This is a genomic window from Lysinibacillus sp. NPDC093190, assembly GCF_050280425.1.
In the GTDB taxonomy this organism is placed as follows: domain Bacteria; phylum Bacillota; class Bacilli; order Bacillales_A; family Planococcaceae; genus Lysinibacillus.
Genome location: NZ_JBNNVG010000008.1, coordinates 122,069 through 142,222 on the forward strand (window position 1 = coordinate 122,069; position 20,154 = coordinate 142,222).

A 20,154-nucleotide genomic window follows, 5' to 3' on the forward strand; every position below is an offset into this window, starting at 1 on the left:
CATGCAAAAGAATGAAGATTACTTTATAGTTGGATACGATCTCCCCTACTATTTGGTTGTGAAATGACCAAAAACTCTATCTCTTCCCCTGAATCATTACGCATCTGGTGTGGTTTAAGGGGCGGCACTTCAATTCCTTCATTTTTTTGTAATACAATTCGTTCTCCGTCGATATCGATTGTTGCTGTTCCAGATAGCACAAAGAAAAATTGTTGTGCATGATGGTGATAATGATTAACCTCAACTGTATTAGCAGCCATACGCTCATGAATAATACTGAGGTCATTATTCTTCACTAAATGCCAGCCATCACATTGTTCTCCCCATATATAATGTTCTGCATACTGTTTGCTAATTTTCAAAACTGATATCACCTTCCTTTAATTTTGATTGCTATGGATATTTACCTAATATTTCTATAAAATATAAATAAGTATATTAACTATCACGCAGTAAGGAGTGGGATCGTTGAATATCAAAAAACAATTGCTGGGCACTGTTCTCGGCTATATGCTGGCATTATTAATTGCATACATCTTTTTCGATTATTTTTCTTGGTCGTTTACTCTAGGTTCTATTATTGGTATTTGTTTATTTGCTCTAATTTTAATGTTCTTGAAAAGGAGATAAATTCCCTTTTCATAATGTATTTAATAATTTTTCGAACTTGTTTGCACTTAGGATTTCATGTGTCATAAAATCACCATTGTAAAACAGTCCAAAGGTAGTCCATATGATAGGTGCATTCTGCGCTTCATCTTTCGTCCTTAGTTGATATGCATGAAAAGGAATGCCCCTTTTCTCTGCCAATTTTTTTAAATCATTTATAACGCCTACTGCAAACGGACATTGGGCAGTGAAGTATATCACAATACCACTGTTATTAGATAAAGGATTTTTCACCTGCAGTTTAAAGGAAGGATCATGAGCACAATCGTTAAATTTATAGACAGCTAGCTGAAAATAAGGTGCTGCTTGATCTACAATTTTAAATCCCAAATGTTCAAAAAAACGCTTATTACTTAGAAATGGAAGCTTTTTCTCCCCTACTATATGTACGATGCCATCCATCCCTTGCGCTAATGCATCTTCCTTACACTTTTCAAACAATTGTCTAGCATGGTTTTGATTTTTGTATTTACCAGAAACCCATAGGCAATTAATATACATATAATTCGGTGCATCGATAGGAACCCAAGCTTGATTTGCCGGTAAATATTCAATAAACACTTTTGCCCGGTCGTTTAAACGATAAAAAACTAGCCCCTCATCCATACGATTCATCAACCATTCTTTCTTTTCCTTTACCGCTTCCTCGTATTGCTTCGAACCGAGAGCGCAACATATATGCTCCTGTTCAATATTGTTCCTAGTAATTTGAATATAATCCACTTTACTATCCACCCCTTTACTAACCCAATTTGGTACCACTATTTTATTATATCGAAGGTAGAAAATGGATAGCAATTCCTTTTCTATTAACTATTGTCTAGATTTCACAGCAAAAAAGTGAACACTTGGAAAAGTATACAAATATCAAATCCTTGATATTCTGTTAAATTTAGCACTTTAATTCCGTATGTAGAGATTAACCTTAGCGCCTCTACACATAATATAGTCATGAATTCTTCTCTTGCTTTATTAGCATAGGTCTTAATCCCAAGTCCATGCCCCGTTCACTCATATATCAATTATGCCTCGGCATAATTGCGTCCGGAATCGGCTTTGTGCTTAGGTCTGCAGGTCTTTTTTGTGCGAAAGCGCAGCGGCAGCGGCAGATGTTTTTTGTGCGAAAGCGCAGCGGCAGCGGCAGATGTTTTTTGTGCGAAAGCGCAGCGGCAGCGGCAGATGTTTTTTGTGCGAAAGCGCAGTCTTAGACTGAGTTCCTCTCTTTCAGCGGATGTTTGGACATCCGCTGAAAAGTGATTTAAAACCTCATTCATCTCACCGCCTATAGAGGTGGAAGACTTCTGTACCTGTCGCTACGCTTTCGTACAAAAGACATTTGCTGAAAGAAATTAAAATAAATGCTGTTTTTTGGTGGTATGAATTTTTGTTAAAGCTGTTTTTGCATTTTCCCTTAAGCAACTTTTTTTCACACTAGTTATTTAATGGGAATTGGGAAAAAACGTTGCTATAGACCCACACAAAGTTTACTTGGTATCATAAGTCTATATATCAGGAGGTGATTTAAGGTGAATTCATCGAAGATTGCATTTTTATCAGTTATTAGTAATTCTACTGTTGTCACTTTAAAAATTATCGTTGGATTGTTCACTGGATCGGTAGCAATTTTATCTGAAGCAATCCATTCTTTTCTAGACTTACTCGCTTCTTTAATTGCCTTTTTCTCCGTACGAATCTCCGGTAAACCAGCTGATAAAGAGCATCCCTACGGACATGGCAAGGTTGAAAATATTTCAGGGACAATTGAAACACTTTTAATTTTTGTTGCTGGGATTTGGATTATTTATGAATGTATTAATAAAATTATCACTCCTACCCCAATCAAACTCCCAGTTCTAGGAATACTGGTCATGTTATTTGGCGCCTTGATTAATTTTGTTGTATCAAGGATTGTTTATAGAACTGCAAAGAATACCAACTCTGTTGCCATGAAATCAAATGCACTTCATCTACTTACAGATGTCTATACATCTTTAGGTGTTGCGTTGAGTTTATTGATTGTCCATTTAACTGGCTGGTATATTTTAGATCCGATCATCGGTATTATATTAGCATGTTATATTATGATGGAAGCTTTCAAACTGATGAAAGAAACGTTTCCTCCATTAATGGATGCACGATTATCAAAAGAAGAGGAAGAACAAATTATTGAAATTATTGAAGCATTTAAAGATGAATACATCGAGTATCACGATTTCCGAACTAGACGTTCTGGTGCGGAAGAATACATCGATTTCCATTTAGTCGTAGCATCAAATGAAAGCATTGAAACCGTTCATAATTTATGTGATCGTATTGAAGAAAAGATTAATAACCTCTTTCATCAAGCCAATATTCTTATTCACTTAGAACCAGAGAATGAGAAAATAAATGAATGATTTGCAAAATGACCTGGTCTTTATTTTTTAAAGTACCTGGTCATTTATATAATTGCAAAATATACTTAAATTAAAAAAATATTCAATTATAAAAGAGGAGGAAAAAATATATGCAATACAAAATCTCACAAGAGCAAAATGAACGTAAAAAGTCTTTTATTAATAATAAGCTTTACGAATACAATTTGAAACATTTCCCAAAAGATTTAAGAGGCAGATATCAAGAAATCAACCTCTTCCTTACAGATGAAAATGATCAAATCCGTGGTGGCATATTTGGGGAAATTTGTTGGAATTGGTTATAGATATATACACTTATGATCGATGAGGATATTCGTGGATTAGGCCATGGATCTAAATTGTTATTAGAAATCGAACAAATTGCTTTAAATAACAAATGTGACTTCATAAAGGTAGATACACTAAGTTTTCAAGCATTAGATTTTTATGAAAATCACGGATATCAAATCTACGGTACATTGGACAATGGAAGGGATTATAAACACTACTATTTAGTAAAATATCAACCGTACCAAAAGAGCGTCCAAGCGTTGGACATCTAAGGTTGGAACACCCCGAAGTAACGCTCAGGGAGACGAAAGGTTGCTTTCGTCGTGGAACTGAGAAGCTCCCACTTCAAGCTTTGCTAAGTGGCGAGTAGTTCACAAAAGGATCTTTCATAGGATTACCAGTTTCCTTCTAACTATTTTAAAAGAAAAATAGATAGGAACTTCCATCTAAAAAAAGTTGGAATTGTAATCACTTAATCCTCATTATTTTTTACAATTACAACTTATTCTTATATATTAAATTTCGACTACCAATTAGATTTCTATAATTGTACTGTATATATATGATGAATTTCATTAAAAATAAACGACTCCTTCTCTTTCATAAAACCATTTTTTTCAGCCACACGAATTGACGGTCCATTTTTAGGGTCAATAATACTTATTAATTTTTCTTGTCCTAAATGTAAATATCCATATTCTACACAACCTTTTGCCGCTTCAGTTGCAAATCCTTTAGACCAATGTTTTTTATGAATATGGTAGCCCACTTCAACTTCCGCTTTTCCATCAACTATTTGTTCTTTCGATTCTTTTAAACATACAGCCCATAAACCATAACCATCTATAAAATAAACGATACTGCTTCTTGTGTTCATATATTTTCCTTTTTATTCATTTATAAATTTCTATAATACAGACAATGAAAAGATGCTTAGTGGTATTTCACCAATTTTATTGATGGAGGGAAAGTGAATGCACCTACAAAAAAATCGTCTTGGTTACTTGCATTATTAACTCTAGTAGCGGTTATTTCAGTGTATTATTTGATGGATTCACCAAAACAATCAAAAGAGGCTATTACCTTGACGGAAGATGCAAATCAAAAAGCAGCAATACTGAATGTGACAAAGGAAGTATCTTCTTCTAGCCCTTTATTTGAAGAAACGCGCCTACAAGTTAGTAACGAAAGAAACCAGCTTCGCCAAAAGTTAACGCAAAAAATAACGTCAGATGAGTATTTTGTTGACGAACAAAATACAGCGTCTATTGAAATCGATACTCTCAATAAAGAAGAATCCACAGAGGCAATACTTGAGATGCAAATTAAATCATTAGGCTTTCCCGATGCTTTAGTACGAATAGAAGGTGAAGACGTTTCCGTAACTGTGGTAGCAAATGAATTATCAAAATCTCGAGCAAATGAAATTATCTATCTGGTAAAAAAAGAATGCGAGGATGCAAATGTGCAAGTTAAATTCGGCGCGAATAATTATTAAAAAATAGAGAAAAGGGTTTTGTTTTATTTAAAAAGTTACAGGGGATTGTCGGTTGTTTTTCATTTAACTTTATTCAGGGATGTTTTTATCGAGCTTTATTTTCTGCATATGATGGGGATATGATGGGGAATTTAAACAGACAGACCACTCATCACGGAGTAGTCTTTTTAGTTTATTCAGCTAAAGCACTTGATAGCTAAAGAAAGTTCTAGAATTTTAATATGAAATTACTTTTTCAATCTGATCATTAACATTCACATTACTTAATCCTCCATGGTAACAAACTACAGATTCAATATCGAGGTCTAGGTATTTCTTCAAAGAAAGTCGAGCTGCTTTTATATCCAGGACTGTCGGGGCATGAATTCCCTCTATTATGCCGTTTACACTGTACATCGAATCCCCGGCAATCAATGTTTTACTTTGTTTCAAATAGAGGCTGATATGGCCGGGAGTATGCCCTGGAGTATGGATGATACGAATACCACCGCAATACGGCAATTCTTGACCGTCTTTCAAGGTATGGTCTACTCTGCCCTTTGGTGGATTCTTTATGTGACCGTCTTTCAAAAGAGTTAGATCCCCTTGAATATAAGGCTTATCTAAATCGTGAGCATATACTTTAATATTACTTCCACACTCTTGTAATATCTCAGGTAGACTACCTATATGATCTATATCCTGATGCGTCAAAATCACAACTTTTAGTTTGTCGAACGATACTCCTACCTTTTCCATTGCTACACGTAAATCTTCAATTTGTCCAGGGAATCCAGTATCTATTAAAACAGCCATTTCTTGATCCCATAAAAGAATTGGGTGAATAATATTACCAATAAATTCTAGATGAAGCATTTCTACACCCTTAGATATTTCCATAACTTTGGTCTCCTTCATAATTTGATTTTATTGATGTCAAAGAATGGGTTTGGTTTCACAAGAAGTTTGAAAGAATAAAGCTAATTTTGTACATATAAAATAATTATTACAATCCCCTTCAAGATAATTGAATAGCACAAACATATATTAACTTCTGCTTCTTTCCCAACAATTCCTGCCTCGGAAAACTTGTTCCAAATAGTTTTATTCAATTGCTCCTATTAATTGCTTCATATATTCAAAATGAGTCATCAACTATTTCCTCCTTATGTATAAAAAAATTCTGGACATACATACTTAATATGTATTCCCCTCAACCGCTATAATTTGCTCATTGACTAAACTTGTTTCACATATCTCCGAGCATTTATAGCGGTTATTTTTTTACCATTCAAGCCAATTTTCTAACGATTGTTCATTCTGCACTATTGATTGTGGAAGACCATCACGCTCATTAAGCCAATTATAGAAAGGTACAGGACGCTCTTTATGCGCTTTGTCATCCACAGTTGACGATTTTATTCACCTTATTACTTAAACGCTCTATAGCCTTACTATACGCCCCTACAAATACGGCTCTAAGAATTAGAAGATAGGTTTTCTGTAAAAGTCTCGGAAACCGCGTCATTACTGATGGCCTGAGCTGTCTCTCGATGGGACATAAGGTAATATGCGCTAAATACTAGCCCCTCTTATGCCGTTTAATTTAGTATTAGGTACTTTCTCAATGATGCCTAACTCATCTAATTTTTTCATCGAACGATAAACTGTCTTTGTGCAGATCTCCAATGATGCAGCAATTGTACTTGCTTTTAAGTGACACACTCCTGGATACTCTAATGAATGACTAGCCAGTTTAAAAACGAGAGCAAGTTCTGATTCTGTTAAATCATAATAGTGTGTTGCCATATGGTCCTCCACACTCTTATCCATATCTGTTATTGATTTGAATGTTATGTATTGTGCTAGGTATTCGAATACTATAAATAAACACATCTTGCCGCATCTAGGAAAGTACAAAGTGAAATCTTTAACACCGCATGTATTGCAGCAATTTATCAATTTAAAGACGAGAGAAGGTTTCGCACGTCAAACTTTAAGTATGATAAGGGGCATTTTGAGTAAAACTTTGAATCATGCAGTATACCCTTATGAATATATTTAAGAAAATCCAATGCACTATGTAGAACTTATAAAAGATAAAAGCAGATAACCGACTCGCGAGGACCTTAAAATTCAATCAAAGGAGAAATTACGGCTAATCAATGGATTAATAACTGAGGATCATCCTTTTTATTTGCCGTTTCACATCGGTTTACATTGTGGTGTACGTGTAGGAGAAGTATGTGGACTTGAATGGAAACATTTAATTTTGATGAAATGGAAATCGAACTTGAGCAACAGTTAATTGGTATTAAGGATGATCATAGCAAATTAAATTGGCGGCCTAGACCTCAGAAGACTAAATCTGGTTATCGTACAATGCCACTCGGTAATGCTCTTGCTGGCATTTTAAAACGCGCTAAAAAAAGACAACTTGAAAATTGTTTAAAGTACGGTGAGTTTTATAAACAGGATCCGGAACATGATTATGTATGTAAAAAAGAAAATGGTGAACATTGTACGCCAAGTGTTATCAAATATAATACTAGAAAAATTAAACATTAGTTTTAACTATCACTCATTACGTCACACACATGCAACAGCATTAATAGAGAATGGTACACCTATTAAAACTGTACAAAAAAGATTAGGACACAGCAGATCAGCAATTACTGAAGACCGCTATGTCCATCTTACAGAGAAAATGTCTCGAGATGCTGTAAACATCTTTGGTTCATTTGCTCAAGACCTTTAAGTGTCATATGAGTATAAACTTCAAACGGGTGGCAAATGTCAGCCAACCCTTGATATATCTAATTACTTCGAATCATCCATCTTCAGAACAGCCATGAACGCTTCTTGAGGTACTTCGACTGAACCTACTTGTTTCATACGTTTTTTACCTTCTTTTTGTTTATCAAGAAGTTTTCGTTTACGAGAAATATCCCCACCGTAACATTTTGCTAAAACGTTTTTACGCATAGCTTTAATTGTTGAACGAGCGACAATTTTTTGTCCAACTGCTGCTTGAATTGGCACTTCAAATTGTTGACGCGGAATTAATTCTTTTAATTTTTCAACGATGACTTTACCGCGCTCGTACGCAAAGTCACGGTGTACGATAAAGCTTAGTGCATCGACTTGCTCACCATTTAATAAGATATCCATCTTCACTAGTTTTGAAGGCTGATAACCAATGAGTTCGTAGTCAAATGAAGCATAGCCCTTCGTATTGGACTTTAAATAATCAAAGAAATCATAAACGATTTCTGATAACGGCATTTCATAAATAATGCTGACACGTGTTGTATCAATATAATCCATTGTCATAAAATTACCGCGCTTCAATTGACAAAGCTCCATGACAGCTCCTACATAATCATTTGGCACCATAATTGTAGCTTTTACATAAGGTTCTTCCACTTGATCAATTTTTTGAGGATCCGGCATAAATGATGGGTTGTCAACCTTAACTATAGATCCATCCGTCATTTGAACATTGTAAATTACAGAAGGCGCTGTTGTGATTAGATCAATGTTAAACTCACGCTCAATACGCTCTTGAATGATTTCCATGTGTAAAAGCCCTAAGAAGCCACAGCGGAAACCAAATCCTAGCGCTTGTGATGTCTCTGGCTCATATTGAAGGGCAGAGTCATTAAGTTCCAACTTTTCTAACGCTTCACGTAAGTCATTATATTTCGCTGTATCGATTGGATATAATCCGCAGTATACCATTGGATTTAAACGACGATAACCTGCTAATGGCTCAGCTGCTGGGCGATTCGCAAATGTAACTGTATCCCCCACACGAGTATCACCTACATTTTTAATAGATGCTGTTAAATAGCCTACATCACCAACTGTTAATTCAGCCTGTGGTACAGCTTTCGGTGTGTGTACACCAACTTCAATAACTTCAAATTCTGCTCCAGTAGCCATCATACGAATTTTATCGCCAGGTTTTACTGTACCACTCATGATTCGAATAGAAATAATAACACCTTTGTAAGCATCGTAAACAGAGTCAAAAATAAGGGCTTGTAACGGTGCATCCGGGTCACCCGTTGGTGCAGGCACTTTCTCTACAATTTGTTCTAAAATATCTTCAATCCCGATACCGGCTTTAGCAGAAGCTAAAACCGCTTCAGAAGCATCTAACCCGATTACGTCTTCAACTTCTTGACGTACACGTTCTGGATCTGCTGCTGGTAAATCAATTTTATTAATAACAGGTAAAATTTCTAGATCGTTATCAAGCGCTAAGTATACATTTGCTAGTGTTTGTGCTTCAATACCTTGTGCTGCATCAACAACTAAAATTGCACCCTCACAAGCAGCTAAACTACGTGATACTTCATATGTGAAATCGACGTGTCCTGGTGTGTCGATTAAATGGAATATATACACTTCACCATCTTTAGCTTCATACTTTAATTGGACTGCATTTAATTTAATCGTAATGCCTCGCTCACGCTCTAAATCCATTGAGTCGAGTAGCTGTGCTTTCATTTCACGAGATGTCAGTGATTTCGTTTGCTCTAAAATACGGTCAGCTAGCGTTGATTTCCCGTGGTCAATATGTGCAATAATAGAGAAATTTCGTATATTCTCTTGTCTTTTTAAACGTGCTTCTCGGTTCATCTTTTCCACTCCTAATTAAACTATAATGAATTATACTATGAACCTTATATAAACCACAACAATAGAACGGCATAAATGCTGTTAAATCAATGGTTATTCTGAATAATGCGTGTTTTCCTCTGCAAAACAATGCGAAAAGTGATAAAAGAGTTGCTAAAGATTTTTCCTATACCCTTAACAAAAAATAGCCAGCTACACCTAGTTGCATGATGTATGCTGGCTATATATTTAAGCAGTAGTATCTATCGATTGTTGAATAAGGTTTGTTAACCTATCAATCCCTTTTTGTACTAGATGTACGCCGTCTGGAGCAAAAAATTCTGGATGGTTGATAGCAGCTGAATGCCAATCAATCAATGTAATATTATCATGCTCTTGAGCTTTTTGTTGTAATGAATAATTCACTTTACCTTCCCAAGAACGCGGTACCCGAGTATTCACTATATAAATATCGGCATTGGAGAAAGCTTCAAGTAATGTATCAATCTGATCATTCGTAAAGTAACCATTTGTGCCTAGTTGAATAATAACTGCTTTATTTGGCTGATTAAAACTAACATAATTTGGTGCCAGTTGAACAGCTTGTGAAACTTGGCGACCAATTTTTGCATCAATTGTTATGTTAGGATAGATATTATGTAAGCTTGTAGCAATATCTATCATTAAAGAATCTCCAATAGCTAATATTCCACTATAGGATTCATTAGAGTTAGCAGCCGTATCATTTTCTCCCTGCTTAGGTTCTTCTATATCCGATTGAGAGCTAGTTTCATCCTTTTCATCCTTAACATCCGATGAATCGCTTTCTGATGTTTCTTTTTCCGCTACGGAATCATTATGCTTAGAAGGTTGTTCTTCACCATTTATTTTAATTTCTGTTGGCTTAGATTCTTTTGATTGCGTTTGTTCTTCTCCCACAACGCCTGTTATTCCAGTAAAAAATACTAGAAGGAATAGTGGAACAAGCACCGTAGAAATTTTTCTAGTAAACGAAAAACTACCCCATTTATTTTTATTAAATACAAGGTACTGTCGATAATAAGATCGGAATCCTTCCTTCCGTATCGGCATTTCGATAAAACGATATGATAACTCAGCGATAATTAAAATAAGAACTAGCTGTAAAGCAACTCGCCAGTACGCAGGATTACCTATTTCATGGACTGGAGTGCCCAACACCATAATCGGATAATGCCATAGATAAATTCCATACGATCGTGAACCAACCCAACGTAAAGGCTTCAAAGAAAGTAATTTTCCTAAAATGCTAATTGGATGGCATACACACGCTATTAATATTGCTGCATTCAAACAGAAAAGGAACATGCCTCCTCTATATAAGAAAGTTTGATATTCATCTACAAAAATAATACTTACAATGAAAATACTAAAAGCAACCAAACTTATAGCATTTAGTTTATTGACATGGTCAGTAGATAGTTTTTGAGAAGAGAGTCTTTTCATCGGCCAAACGAGAGCTAGCCAGCAGCCTATAAGTAATTCAAATGAACGTGTATCTGTCCCATAATAGATACGACTAGGATCAGCTCCTGGCTCATACAGTATGCCCATTAACACAGCTGAGCATAATGCACCGATAAAGATAAAAATGGCTAATTTACTCTGTTTTTTAACAAGATAAAGCCCTAGCATTAACAGAATTGGCCAAATAAGATAAAATTGTTCCTCAATCGCTAAAGACCATAAATTTTTTATAGGTGAAGGGGATCCAAAACTATCAAAATAAGAAAGCTTATGAAAAATGAACCACCAATTACTTGAATAAAAAATAGAGGAAATTGCATCTCCGCGCAACGTATTAAGAAGTTCCTTATGAAATAAGGTAGCCCAAGCGAATGAAGTAATAATCATAACGTACGCAGCAGGTAGTAGGCGTCGAAATCGCCCAATCCAAAATTCTCCTAGCCCTACTGTTAATTGATTTCCTTTTAAAGGTAAAATAGTAGAGGTTATTAAGTAACCTGATAAAACAAAAAAGATATCAACTCCGAGGAACCCACCACTGGCCCATCTGAAGTTAAAATGATAAGCTATCACAGCTAGTACTGCTAAAGCTCGAATCCCATCTAATCCAGGGATATAACGATGATTGACTGCCTTGCCTGACATAATATTCCTTCCTCTTCTTCCGATAATCTACAAAACTTTGTGTAAACTTTAGTATAAAACCAATTATCGTCCCCTTTTAACTAATGATTCGGTGCATTCACTTATATAAATGACGGATGAGTATTTATAAAAGTTTACTTTTTATCACATAAACAACACTAAATTAACTTCTCATATGTATAGTTGTCCTTCATCCTTTTGAATAAAGGTTAATCTTTTTCATATTTTATCCAATCAATTATGCCTCGGCATAATTGCGTCCGGAATCGGCTTTGTGCTTGCACAAAGTACTCCTTTCCGATTCCGTGACATCCACCGGAGGCTTTAGGCCAACACGAAGTTGGTCACTCAGTCGTTGCCACAGGACGTGGCGTTCTTAGACTGAGTTCCTCTATTTCAGCGGATGTTTGCACACCCGCTGAAAGAAGTTAAAAAAGCATCTCCAAAATGGTAGATGCTTTAAAAGCGTATTTCGCCTATGCATATGCCGCTACAAAACTACAACTCATAGTCAAATCTTTATGTGTTAACTCAAAAAATTATAAGACAAGAAATGAATAATTAAAAGTGATTTACAACTATTTCCCCTAAAAAAATTCCTGGTATTTTTGCTAACAATGATTCAATTTTTCATACTTTGTCCAAAAATATCACAAAAAATTGGCAAAAATGAGGGCTATATTAAAATTCCGTCTTTTCGCCAATTCCAATATTAAATAAGACGTATATTAATCTTGTTTTTCTGTAATGAAGGATTTTGCTATAGCTTTTCCTATTACAGCAATTGAACGATTCAATTCTTCTTCTGTATTGTCTATTCCACCTAGTTCGATTAAGATCATTTCTTTTGTTAAATCTTGATTATAACGTCCATCTACATTGTCACCACTTTTAGATATAACACCTCTAGAAATCTTTGGAACAATTTCATTCATAGCAGCAGATAGACTTTCTGCATAAGCAGTATTCCATCTATAATTCTTATGCTCTGCACCAATAACAATTGCAATCCGTGCATATGACTCGTTATTATGTGTTAAGGTTGTCGCATCTCTCTTGGCAGAATCTCGATGCAAATCAATAACTAAATCATAGGATTGCTCTTGTAAACGTTTTGCTAAATAAGGACGTACAAAGTTATAAGAATCCGGAAAACTTTTTCCCTTAAGTTTTAGTTCCTTCATAACATCAACATCTAAAATATCCGTTTGTATACCATTCTTACTAAAATGCTTAGAAATAGTATCTTTTAAATTATAAATATTTGTTTTTTCATCATAATAGGCCGCTTTTCCGCTAACAGCTTTCACCATTGGTTGATATGATTCCTGTGAATGCGTAAATAATAACAAAACTTTAAATGGATCTTTTGTTTGAACTTGCGTTTTCTCTTGCGTTTGCTCTTTTGTCTGTTCCAGTACACTTTGTTCAGGTAAATTAGTAGCGGCAAACACGACTTGTTTATCCTCTGGTTCTTTAATCGGAGTCGATGCTTGCTTGTTGAACGGAAGTTGCCCAGCAATGACAGGTAATACGAAAAAGAACAATAATAAACCAAATGACCACTGTAGTTTTTTTAGCAAAGTCACACCCTCCTCCCCTTATCGTATGGAGGGGGTGTACCTTTTAGAACGATAAAAATTATAGATTATTTGCCCATTTCATAAGCATAGATGACACGAGTTTTGCATACTTATCTACCCAATAATCGGCTTCCTTTGGCGTGACCATCAGCTGTGTATGCGAGCCTGCAAAAGTCTCTACAAATAATTGCTGACGCTCTTCTTTAGACCACGTAGCCCACTCACCAAAAATAGGCTTTACTAAAGACATATCTAGTTCTTTATTTATATCTGGTTGCCAAGACGATAATGACAATTTTGATGATGGTTTACTCCGCTCTGACACTCGTGCAGCTATAGAACGTAGCATTACCTCTACAGCATCCGCAATTAATACAGGTGCATCAACTACTGTTGGGATACCAATTGCGGTAACAGGAATGCCAAGCATCTCATATGAAATTTCCTTACGTTGATTTCCAACGCCTGAACCAGGGTGTATCCCTGTATCCGTTAATTGAATTGTTTTACATAACCGATTACTGGCTCTTGTTGCAAGTGCGTCTACAACAATAATTAATTTAGGCTTAAGACGCTCTGCCAACGCCGCTACAAATTCACCAGTTTCATATCCTGTTTGCCCCGTTACTCCAGGCGCATACATAACGAATTTTTCATCAATAACATCTAAACTATGCAAATGATCAATAAGATACGGTCCTATAGCATCTGGTGTAATTGTACGATTCCCTAAACCAATAATTAAAATTTTGTCATCCTCTTTCCATGACATGGATTCATGCATTTTTTTAAAATTCACAAGCAATTCTTTCTCAAGCTGCTCAAATCCATCCTGATCTTCTAGCGTTAAAGTAGGCACAGAAAGAGTAATGTACTGACCTTTCTTCTTTTCAATTTGCTTCTCACCTTCTGCATCAACGAGCACATCAGTGATTTTTACCCGACCAGCATCCCGATCTTCAATTTGAATACCACTCGACTCTTTAAGCGTATCTTTTTGCTCTTTCGTTTGATGTAAAACAACCTCTTCAGATTCATCAATTAAATCCGTACGTTGCCAGTTAAAGTTTTGCATACAGTTCACCTCAACTGTAGTTTGTTCAAACTGTCAAGTAAATATTCTTTGCATTTATCTATTGCAATTTGGCCTAGCGTTTGTTAAAATGATTTTTGTTGTATTGACACAAGAAATCAATGAGAAGATATCATCTCGTACCTAATTTAGGAGGTGAAATATATGCCAAACATTAAATCTGCGATTAAACGCGTAAAAGTTAACGAGAAAGCTCACGCTGCTAACTCTCAAGCTAAATCTGCAATGCGTACTACAGTGAAAAAAGCTGAAAATGCTGTTGCTGCTAAAGCTGAAAACACACAAGAACTTTTACAAGCAGCTTACAAATCTTTAGATAAAGCAGCTTCAAAAGGACTTATCCACAAAAACGCGGCGGCTCGTAAAAAGTCTCGCCTTTCTAAAAAAGCGTAATTGTTATAAAGGTTCAGTATACTCTATTAAGAGTATACTGATCTTTTTAATTTATAAGAAAATCAATTACGCCTTGTCATAACTTCATTTCCCCACTATTGTACTTACTATAAAGAGCTGCCTATATTGTTTCCGACAGCTCATCAATAAATGTTTTCTTATCGCTATACCCTTAAAGTTGACGCAATAAAAAGAGTTCTAAATAACGCTCACGATTGCCTCCTGTTGATTTCAGTTGTAAATCGACCTCTGCTAGCTGATATAAAGCCTTCAATAAGCTTTCCTCTGAAGGACGATTACGCTGCTCAACCATCAACTTGACACGATAAGGATGTATTTTTAAATTTTTTGCGATTTGCTGTGGATGATAGCCCTTTTTTAATAAATAAAATACATTGGACATCGTACGTACATTTGATGCAAGCAATCCAACAAGCATGATAGGCTCTTGCTTTTGACGTAGTAAATCGTGATAAATAGACAATGCTCCTACAGAATCGTTCGCAAAGTAAGCATTTAACATTTTAAAGGCATCCTGCTCTAACGTTTTTGCCACTAAATCCTCGACCAGCGTAACAGTTATTTCTCCACCATTTCCTACATAAAGAGTTAGCTTCTCAACTTCCATTTGCAACTGTAGCATATTAGGTCCCACCATTGCGACAAGCTGCTCAATCGCATTTTGTGTTATGCTGTTGCCCTCTGCTTTGACTATACTTTGTATCCACACAGCTAAGTCCTGCTCCTTTGGTGTTTCAGCTTGGACTAATAATGCATGCTCCTTCATCATCTTTGTCACTTTTTTACGTTCATCCAACTTCTCATAAGGTGCGATAAAAACTGTTACTGAAAAATCAGAAGGGTTAGCAAGCCATGCTTCTAAGCGTTTTAAATCATGGTCAATTTTTTCTTTGCCTTTTTCGGTTGCCTTTAAAAAGGATGCGTTTCTGGCAATGATAAGCTTTCGCTCAGAGAAAAAAGGAATTGTATCTGCTTCATCCATAACGACATCCACTGGCATCTCTTCCAAATCAAATGTTGACATCTCTATCTCTTCTTCGGGCCCTATCGCTTCTTTTAACCGTTTAACTGTTTCATCTATAAAATAACTTTCCTCACCAACGAGTAAATAAACTGGTGAGAGCTCTCCTTTTTTGATAGTATTCCAAACCGTTGAAATCATAATTTTCCCTCCATCTAGCAATACTACTAGTATACATGATTTACGTTCCTTTGTGACTTTGACCGAATTGTGTCGATTCCTTGCCACTTGGCAAATTCTCCTTTTCGATATAGCTTTTATGAAATTGATGTCTTATAATAAATAACAGAATTGGAGGGATAACAATGAATCCATTTGAAGGAAAAAACATACAATGTCGCCGTAACGATGCAATCGATTCTGGAGTTGGCTTCGGTGTATCATTTGGAATGTTTACGCTTATGTTTCTTGTCGCAATTATAGTAGAAGTAGCATCTAGATAATTAAATGAATGTACTAGGAAAAAGACCCTGCTCATTGGACAAGGTCTTTTTCCTTTTGCACAAACCAACCATTCTCTAGAATTCTTACTTCAATCGTCCCATCTATTCCAGTTGTTAACGTAGATAAATGTCGACTTGTAAAACGCTCCACAATCTCTTCATGTGGATGACGGTAGCGATTATTGAGCCCAGCACTGAAAATGGTTAGTTCAGGCCGTAACAGCTCTACAAACGGCTCAATACTTGATGTTTTACTGCCATGGTGGCCAGCCTTCAACAATGTCATATCCGCTAATTGCTTGTTGTAAAGATGAATAAGCTCCTGTTCACCATGCTCCTCTAAGTCACCTGTTAACAATGCTCGAAATGACCCCTGTTGCATATATAAAACGATGGAATCATCATTCCCCTCATAAAGAGTGTCACGGGGCCATAAATAATGAAAACTAGTTTTTCCAATGCGCCACGCTGTTCCCTGCATTTTTTCTTTCACAGGAACTTTTTGCTTTTTGGCTTCCATCAGTAAATCCCGCATTACAGGCTTATCCATTGAACCAGGAGTGAGGTGAATTTCATGCATGTTAATCTCTTGCAAAATCTCTTCAGCGCCCTCTACGTGATCGGCATCCGCATGAGTGGCGATAAAAATATCAATGTCTCGTATCCCTTTTCCTTTCAAAAATGGTACAACAACTTGTCTCCCAACCTCATATGGGCTATCTGAAGCCTTCCAAATTTCCTGCTCAAAGCGAAGTAAGCCCCCTGAATCAATAACATACACAGCCCTTCTAAACGGTAATTCAATAACCGTACAATCACCCTGACCGACGTTTAAAAATGTCAGCTTAGTTTCGTTAAACAACATCGGTGATAAATGAATGCACAATGCAGGAATAAGTATCACAACTGCAAATTTACCATAATGTTTTATCTCGATAAAATAGAAGCCCGCTAATACGCTTATCAACGCCACGCAAATAAGCCATATAGCAGGCTTACCAGGCGACCACAGCTGAAACGGCAATTCCTGAAGATATAAAATAAACTTTGTAAGCCAAATACGGAGCGGCTCGTACACAACAAACAAAGCTTTTGCTACTGGCATCGACATAATCGTTATTACAAATAGGGCAATATTTAAAGGCAAAATAACAAAGGAAAACAGTGGTACGAAAATAATATTCGCTAAAAATGAAGAAATAGAAATTTCATAAAAATGATGGAGTAATAATGGATAAACAAGTAGCTGGCACACAAATGTAATAAAAAATGAACGAATCAACCCGTTCATGGATAGTTTTAAAATGACACCTGAATAGACGAGACTAACCGTTGCTAAATATGACAATTGAAAGCCAATCTGATAAATGACACCTGGTTCAAGTAGGACAAAGCAAATAAAGCTAATTGCTAGAGCATCATCAATCGATATTTGCCACCTAGCGTAACGCATCAGCATGATTAATTCTACAACAGATACTGCGCGCCATACGGACGGAGCACCACCAGCTAGCACCCCATAGATAGGTAAGATGATGAGTAAAATTAAGGTCGCCATTTCCTTCCGTACGCCTATACGTAGGAGACCTTCAAAAAACAACCATGAGACAAGTGCCACATGCAAACCAGAGATAGCAAATATATGAGTAATGCCAAGCTTTTGATAGGCTCTTTGAAGCTCATAATCGACTTGATCCTGTGATCCTATTAGAAGTGCTTGTGCCTCTGCAACTAGTGACTCAGGGAATGTTGTTTCAATATGTTTTTTCATAGAAAGTCTCTGTTTAGCAAGAAACGAACGAATGAATTTTTTCTCTTCTATAAAGGTCCAGCTTGAAACTTCAAATATTCCTCTAGCACCTTTACTGATCAAATATTTTTCCATAGAAAACGCGTACGCATGTGCAGGTGGAAGAGGTGCTACAAGTTCTCCTTGGACTAGATAGGTCCTACCTGTCAATGAAGTAGTTTCATAAAAGCTTTTCTCTTCTTCTGATGAAAATGTATAGACGACATACAGCTTCTCACCTGTTTCAGTTTTGACAAAGCCTCTAAGCTTTTGACCATTTATTTTATATTCACTCGACCAAGTTATTTGTGACGGTAGGGGGGAAGATTCCGTCAGTTGAAATGTAACGATGAAGAAATAAGAAAGAAATCCAATGGCTATAACAAGTGCTGAAATTAGACTCCTTTCACCTTTCAATTTAAGCCATAACGCGAAAAGCAGAAGAATAGTGAGTAGCCAAGCTGACTTGTGTGCCGCTATTGCAGCAACAAGTACAGCTAGTGCTACGTAAATCCATTTATGCTTTAAAGCTTTTTGCCAAATAATTCACTCACCTTCTGTTCATATGGGAGCAATTTTTCTGCAGGTATACCACTTTCACGAAGCTCGTTTAGCATGTCTATGTACAAGGCTAATTTTTCATCGCTTAAAAAGTCGATTTTACGTTCATCAAATGGAACGTGTACAACATCTACACCTGCTTTTTCAAATAGTTCTTGTGCATAAGGGTTATTTTTATAATCGGTAGCGTAATATACGCGTTCAATACCTGCCTGAATAATAGATTTCGTACATGGTAGACACGGGAAATGTGTAACATATAAGTCTGCACCTTTTGTAGGCGTACCATATTTAGCACATTGTAGCAGTGCATTCATCTCAGCATGCACTGTACGCACACAATGGTTATCAACAACATAGCAGCCTTTTTCAATACAATGTTCATCACCTGTAATTGAACCGTTATAGCCACCTGCTATAATTCGCTTATCTCTAACGACAGTAGCTCCTACTGCAAGCCTTGTACATGTACTACGTAATGCGAGTAAATGGCTTTGCGCCATGAAAAATTGATCCCAAGTAATTCGCTCCATACGACTACCTCCATAAATTTACATTAATTAGCTGTTCATTTTTTGCAACAGTCTTTTTATACTATAGTGTAGCCCTTTTTGAAAAGAATCGTCAATATCTCAAAACTTACTGCCATTATTTAACTGTAATGATATCCTTCAGCTTCTCAAATGTTTTTTCGCCAATACCATTCACTTTTTTTAAGTCCTCAATTGTTTTAAAGTCACCATTCTCCTCACGATACGAAATAATGCTTTGAGCCTTTGATGGACCAATACCTGATAATGTCGTAAGTGCTGCTTCATCTGCTTTATTTAAATTGACCTTTTGATCTTTCATACCATTGTTACTTTGTGATGTTCCGCTAGTAGGCATCGTCAAGATATTAGAGGTAATTTCGTCAGGCTTTTCACCCTTTATTGGAATGTAAATAACCATCTCATCCTCAACTTTTTGCGCATGATTAATGAGTTGCGTATCAGCATCCTGCGTATAGCCACCTGCAAGTTTTACCGCATCTATAATTCGCTGGTCAGTCTGTAGCTCATAGATACCTGGATACATAACAGCACCCTTTATATCAACAAATATCTGCTGTATGACCGCTTCATCAACAGATTCTTTCATTTCATGTTGTTCAATAGGTTGGATTGTTTCGATGAGCTCTTCTTGGGGAGGTGAAGAGTCAGAACTCGAAAAGAAGAAGTAACTAAGTCCACTGATTGCAAGTATGCCGGGGATCAACATACTTTTTTTGTACTTTTGCCAAAAAGATTGGATCATCTATAACATCCTTTCCTTTGCAAAAGGTAATCATATGGAGTCTATTTCATCTTACAATATCATTCATGCGTTGAAAAGATAAATTATTTATAGAGAGTGCTAAGACTAATAATGAAAGCCCATCGCCATAACGTGGGGTTGATTTCCGTTCCGACTGGGCGCTTTGTTGCTGACGCTTCGCTTTCGCACAGTTAAAACATTTGTTGCTGTCGCTTCGCTTTCGCACAGATAAAACATTTGTTGCTGTCGCTTCGCTTTCGCACAGTTAAAACATTTGTTGCTGTCGCTTCGCTTTCGCACAGATAAAACATTTGTTGCTGTCGCTTCGCTTTCGCACAGTTAAA

General features: G+C 36.3%; 21 protein-coding genes and 2 pseudogenes. 9 read left to right on the forward strand and 14 right to left on the reverse strand.

Going from position 1 to position 20,154, the window contains the following annotated elements:
- Positions 1-23 precede the first annotated feature (23 nt).
- Entirely contained in the window at positions 24-362 is a 339-nt protein-coding gene (locus tag ACQKOF_RS08960; RefSeq protein WP_427555646.1) for a cupin domain-containing protein, read from the reverse strand.
- A gap of 106 nt (positions 363-468) precedes the next feature.
- Here ACQKOF_RS08960 and ACQKOF_RS08965 point away from each other — a divergent pair, with 106 nt between their 5' ends.
- On the forward strand, positions 469-630 hold the full coding sequence (locus ACQKOF_RS08965; RefSeq protein ID WP_427555649.1) for a hypothetical protein: 162 nt from the start codon (positions 469-471) through the stop codon (positions 628-630).
- Positions 631-639: 9 nt separating this feature from the next.
- Here ACQKOF_RS08965 and ACQKOF_RS08970 read toward each other — a convergent pair whose 3' ends face one another.
- Entirely contained in the window at positions 640-1,392 is a 753-nt protein-coding gene (locus tag ACQKOF_RS08970) for a GNAT family N-acetyltransferase (protein WP_427555651.1), read from the reverse strand.
- A gap of 299 nt (positions 1,393-1,691) precedes the next feature.
- Positions 1,692-1,943 (reverse strand): hypothetical protein, encoded by a 252-nt coding sequence (locus tag ACQKOF_RS08975; RefSeq protein ID WP_427555654.1) that lies wholly within the window; start codon positions 1,941-1,943, stop codon positions 1,692-1,694.
- A 252-nt stretch (positions 1,944-2,195) separates the two neighbouring features.
- Here ACQKOF_RS08975 and ACQKOF_RS08980 point away from each other — a divergent pair, with 252 nt between their 5' ends.
- On the forward strand, positions 2,196-3,065 hold the full coding sequence (locus tag ACQKOF_RS08980) for a cation diffusion facilitator family transporter (protein WP_427555656.1): 870 nt from the start codon (positions 2,196-2,198) through the stop codon (positions 3,063-3,065).
- 110 nt (positions 3,066-3,175) lie between these two features.
- Positions 3,176-3,628 (forward strand): annotated as a pseudogene (locus tag ACQKOF_RS08985) (GNAT family N-acetyltransferase).
- Between the two features lie 269 nt (positions 3,629-3,897).
- Here ACQKOF_RS08985 and ACQKOF_RS08990 read toward each other — a convergent pair.
- Positions 3,898-4,209, reverse strand: a pseudogene (locus tag ACQKOF_RS08990) (GNAT family N-acetyltransferase); the annotation flags it as partial.
- Between the two features lie 117 nt (positions 4,210-4,326).
- Between ACQKOF_RS08990 and ACQKOF_RS08995 the strand changes: the two are divergent.
- Complete coding sequence (locus tag ACQKOF_RS08995) at positions 4,327-4,854, forward strand: SpoIIIAH-like family protein (RefSeq protein WP_427555659.1); 528 nt, start codon at positions 4,327-4,329, stop codon at positions 4,852-4,854.
- 216 nt (positions 4,855-5,070) lie between these two features.
- Here the strand turns inward: ACQKOF_RS08995 and ACQKOF_RS09000 are convergent, their stop codons facing one another.
- Positions 5,071-5,733, reverse strand: a complete 663-nt coding sequence (locus ACQKOF_RS09000) for an MBL fold metallo-hydrolase (RefSeq protein ID WP_427555662.1) — start codon at positions 5,731-5,733, stop codon at positions 5,071-5,073.
- A 675-nt stretch (positions 5,734-6,408) separates the two neighbouring features.
- The gene (locus ACQKOF_RS09005; protein ID WP_427555664.1) at positions 6,409-6,642 is read right to left on the reverse strand and encodes a helix-turn-helix domain-containing protein; all 234 of its coding nucleotides are present in this window, start codon (positions 6,640-6,642) and stop codon (positions 6,409-6,411) included.
- Between the two features lie 46 nt (positions 6,643-6,688).
- Here ACQKOF_RS09005 and ACQKOF_RS09010 point away from each other — a divergent pair, with 46 nt between their 5' ends.
- From ACQKOF_RS09010 to ACQKOF_RS09020, 3 genes are all read left to right on the forward strand, one after another.
- The gene (locus ACQKOF_RS09010) at positions 6,689-6,898 is read left to right on the forward strand and encodes a hypothetical protein (RefSeq protein WP_427555667.1); all 210 of its coding nucleotides are present in this window, start codon (positions 6,689-6,691) and stop codon (positions 6,896-6,898) included.
- A gap of 191 nt (positions 6,899-7,089) precedes the next feature.
- Entirely contained in the window at positions 7,090-7,401 is a 312-nt protein-coding gene (locus tag ACQKOF_RS09015; RefSeq protein WP_427555670.1) for a hypothetical protein, read from the forward strand.
- Complete coding sequence (locus ACQKOF_RS09020) at positions 7,343-7,591, forward strand: tyrosine-type recombinase/integrase (RefSeq protein WP_427555673.1); 249 nt, start codon at positions 7,343-7,345, stop codon at positions 7,589-7,591. Before ACQKOF_RS09015 ends, ACQKOF_RS09020 begins: the two co-directional genes overlap by 59 nt.
- Before the next feature lie 62 nt (positions 7,592-7,653).
- On the opposite strand, the gene lepA is transcribed toward ACQKOF_RS09020, so the two are convergent.
- The 4 genes from lepA to gpr all read right to left on the reverse strand — a co-directional run bounded on the left by lepA (position 7,654) and on the right by gpr (position 14,268).
- The gene (lepA, locus tag ACQKOF_RS09025; RefSeq protein WP_427555676.1) at positions 7,654-9,480 is read right to left on the reverse strand and encodes a translation elongation factor 4; all 1,827 of its coding nucleotides are present in this window, start codon (positions 9,478-9,480) and stop codon (positions 7,654-7,656) included.
- 228 nt (positions 9,481-9,708) lie between these two features.
- Entirely contained in the window at positions 9,709-11,610 is a 1,902-nt protein-coding gene (locus tag ACQKOF_RS09030; RefSeq protein ID WP_427555679.1) for an acyltransferase family protein, read from the reverse strand.
- A gap of 728 nt (positions 11,611-12,338) precedes the next feature.
- Positions 12,339-13,199: a stage II sporulation protein P gene (spoIIP, locus tag ACQKOF_RS09035; RefSeq protein WP_427555681.1), complete on the reverse strand. Its 861-nt coding sequence runs from the start codon at positions 13,197-13,199 to the stop codon at positions 12,339-12,341.
- Positions 13,200-13,251: 52 nt separating this feature from the next.
- Positions 13,252-14,268, reverse strand: coding sequence for a GPR endopeptidase (gene gpr, locus ACQKOF_RS09040; RefSeq protein WP_427555684.1), 1,017 nt, complete (start codon positions 14,266-14,268; stop codon positions 13,252-13,254).
- Between the two features lie 162 nt (positions 14,269-14,430).
- Between gpr and rpsT the strand changes: the two genes are divergently transcribed.
- Entirely contained in the window at positions 14,431-14,679 is a 249-nt protein-coding gene (gene rpsT, locus ACQKOF_RS09045; RefSeq protein ID WP_400722749.1) for a 30S ribosomal protein S20, read from the forward strand.
- 172 nt (positions 14,680-14,851) lie between these two features.
- Here rpsT and holA read toward each other — a convergent pair whose 3' ends face one another.
- Positions 14,852-15,862: a DNA polymerase III subunit delta gene (holA, locus tag ACQKOF_RS09050; RefSeq protein ID WP_427555771.1), complete on the reverse strand. Its 1,011-nt coding sequence runs from the start codon at positions 15,860-15,862 to the stop codon at positions 14,852-14,854.
- A 164-nt stretch (positions 15,863-16,026) separates the two neighbouring features.
- Between holA and ACQKOF_RS09055 the strand changes: the two genes are divergently transcribed.
- Complete coding sequence (locus ACQKOF_RS09055) at positions 16,027-16,164, forward strand: YqzM family protein (RefSeq protein ID WP_427555687.1); 138 nt, start codon at positions 16,027-16,029, stop codon at positions 16,162-16,164.
- A 31-nt stretch (positions 16,165-16,195) separates the two neighbouring features.
- Here ACQKOF_RS09055 and ACQKOF_RS09060 read toward each other — a convergent pair whose 3' ends face one another.
- The 3 genes from ACQKOF_RS09060 to ACQKOF_RS09070 form a co-directional block, all read right to left on the reverse strand.
- Complete coding sequence (locus tag ACQKOF_RS09060) at positions 16,196-18,370, reverse strand: DNA internalization-related competence protein ComEC/Rec2 (protein ID WP_427555690.1); 2,175 nt, start codon at positions 18,368-18,370, stop codon at positions 16,196-16,198.
- Between the two features lie 107 nt (positions 18,371-18,477).
- Positions 18,478-19,047 (reverse strand): ComE operon protein 2, encoded by a 570-nt coding sequence (locus tag ACQKOF_RS09065; protein WP_427555692.1) that lies wholly within the window; start codon positions 19,045-19,047, stop codon positions 18,478-18,480.
- A 115-nt stretch (positions 19,048-19,162) separates the two neighbouring features.
- Positions 19,163-19,810, reverse strand: a complete 648-nt coding sequence (locus ACQKOF_RS09070; RefSeq protein WP_427555695.1) for a helix-hairpin-helix domain-containing protein — start codon at positions 19,808-19,810, stop codon at positions 19,163-19,165.
- Positions 19,811-20,154: the final 344 nt, after the last annotated feature.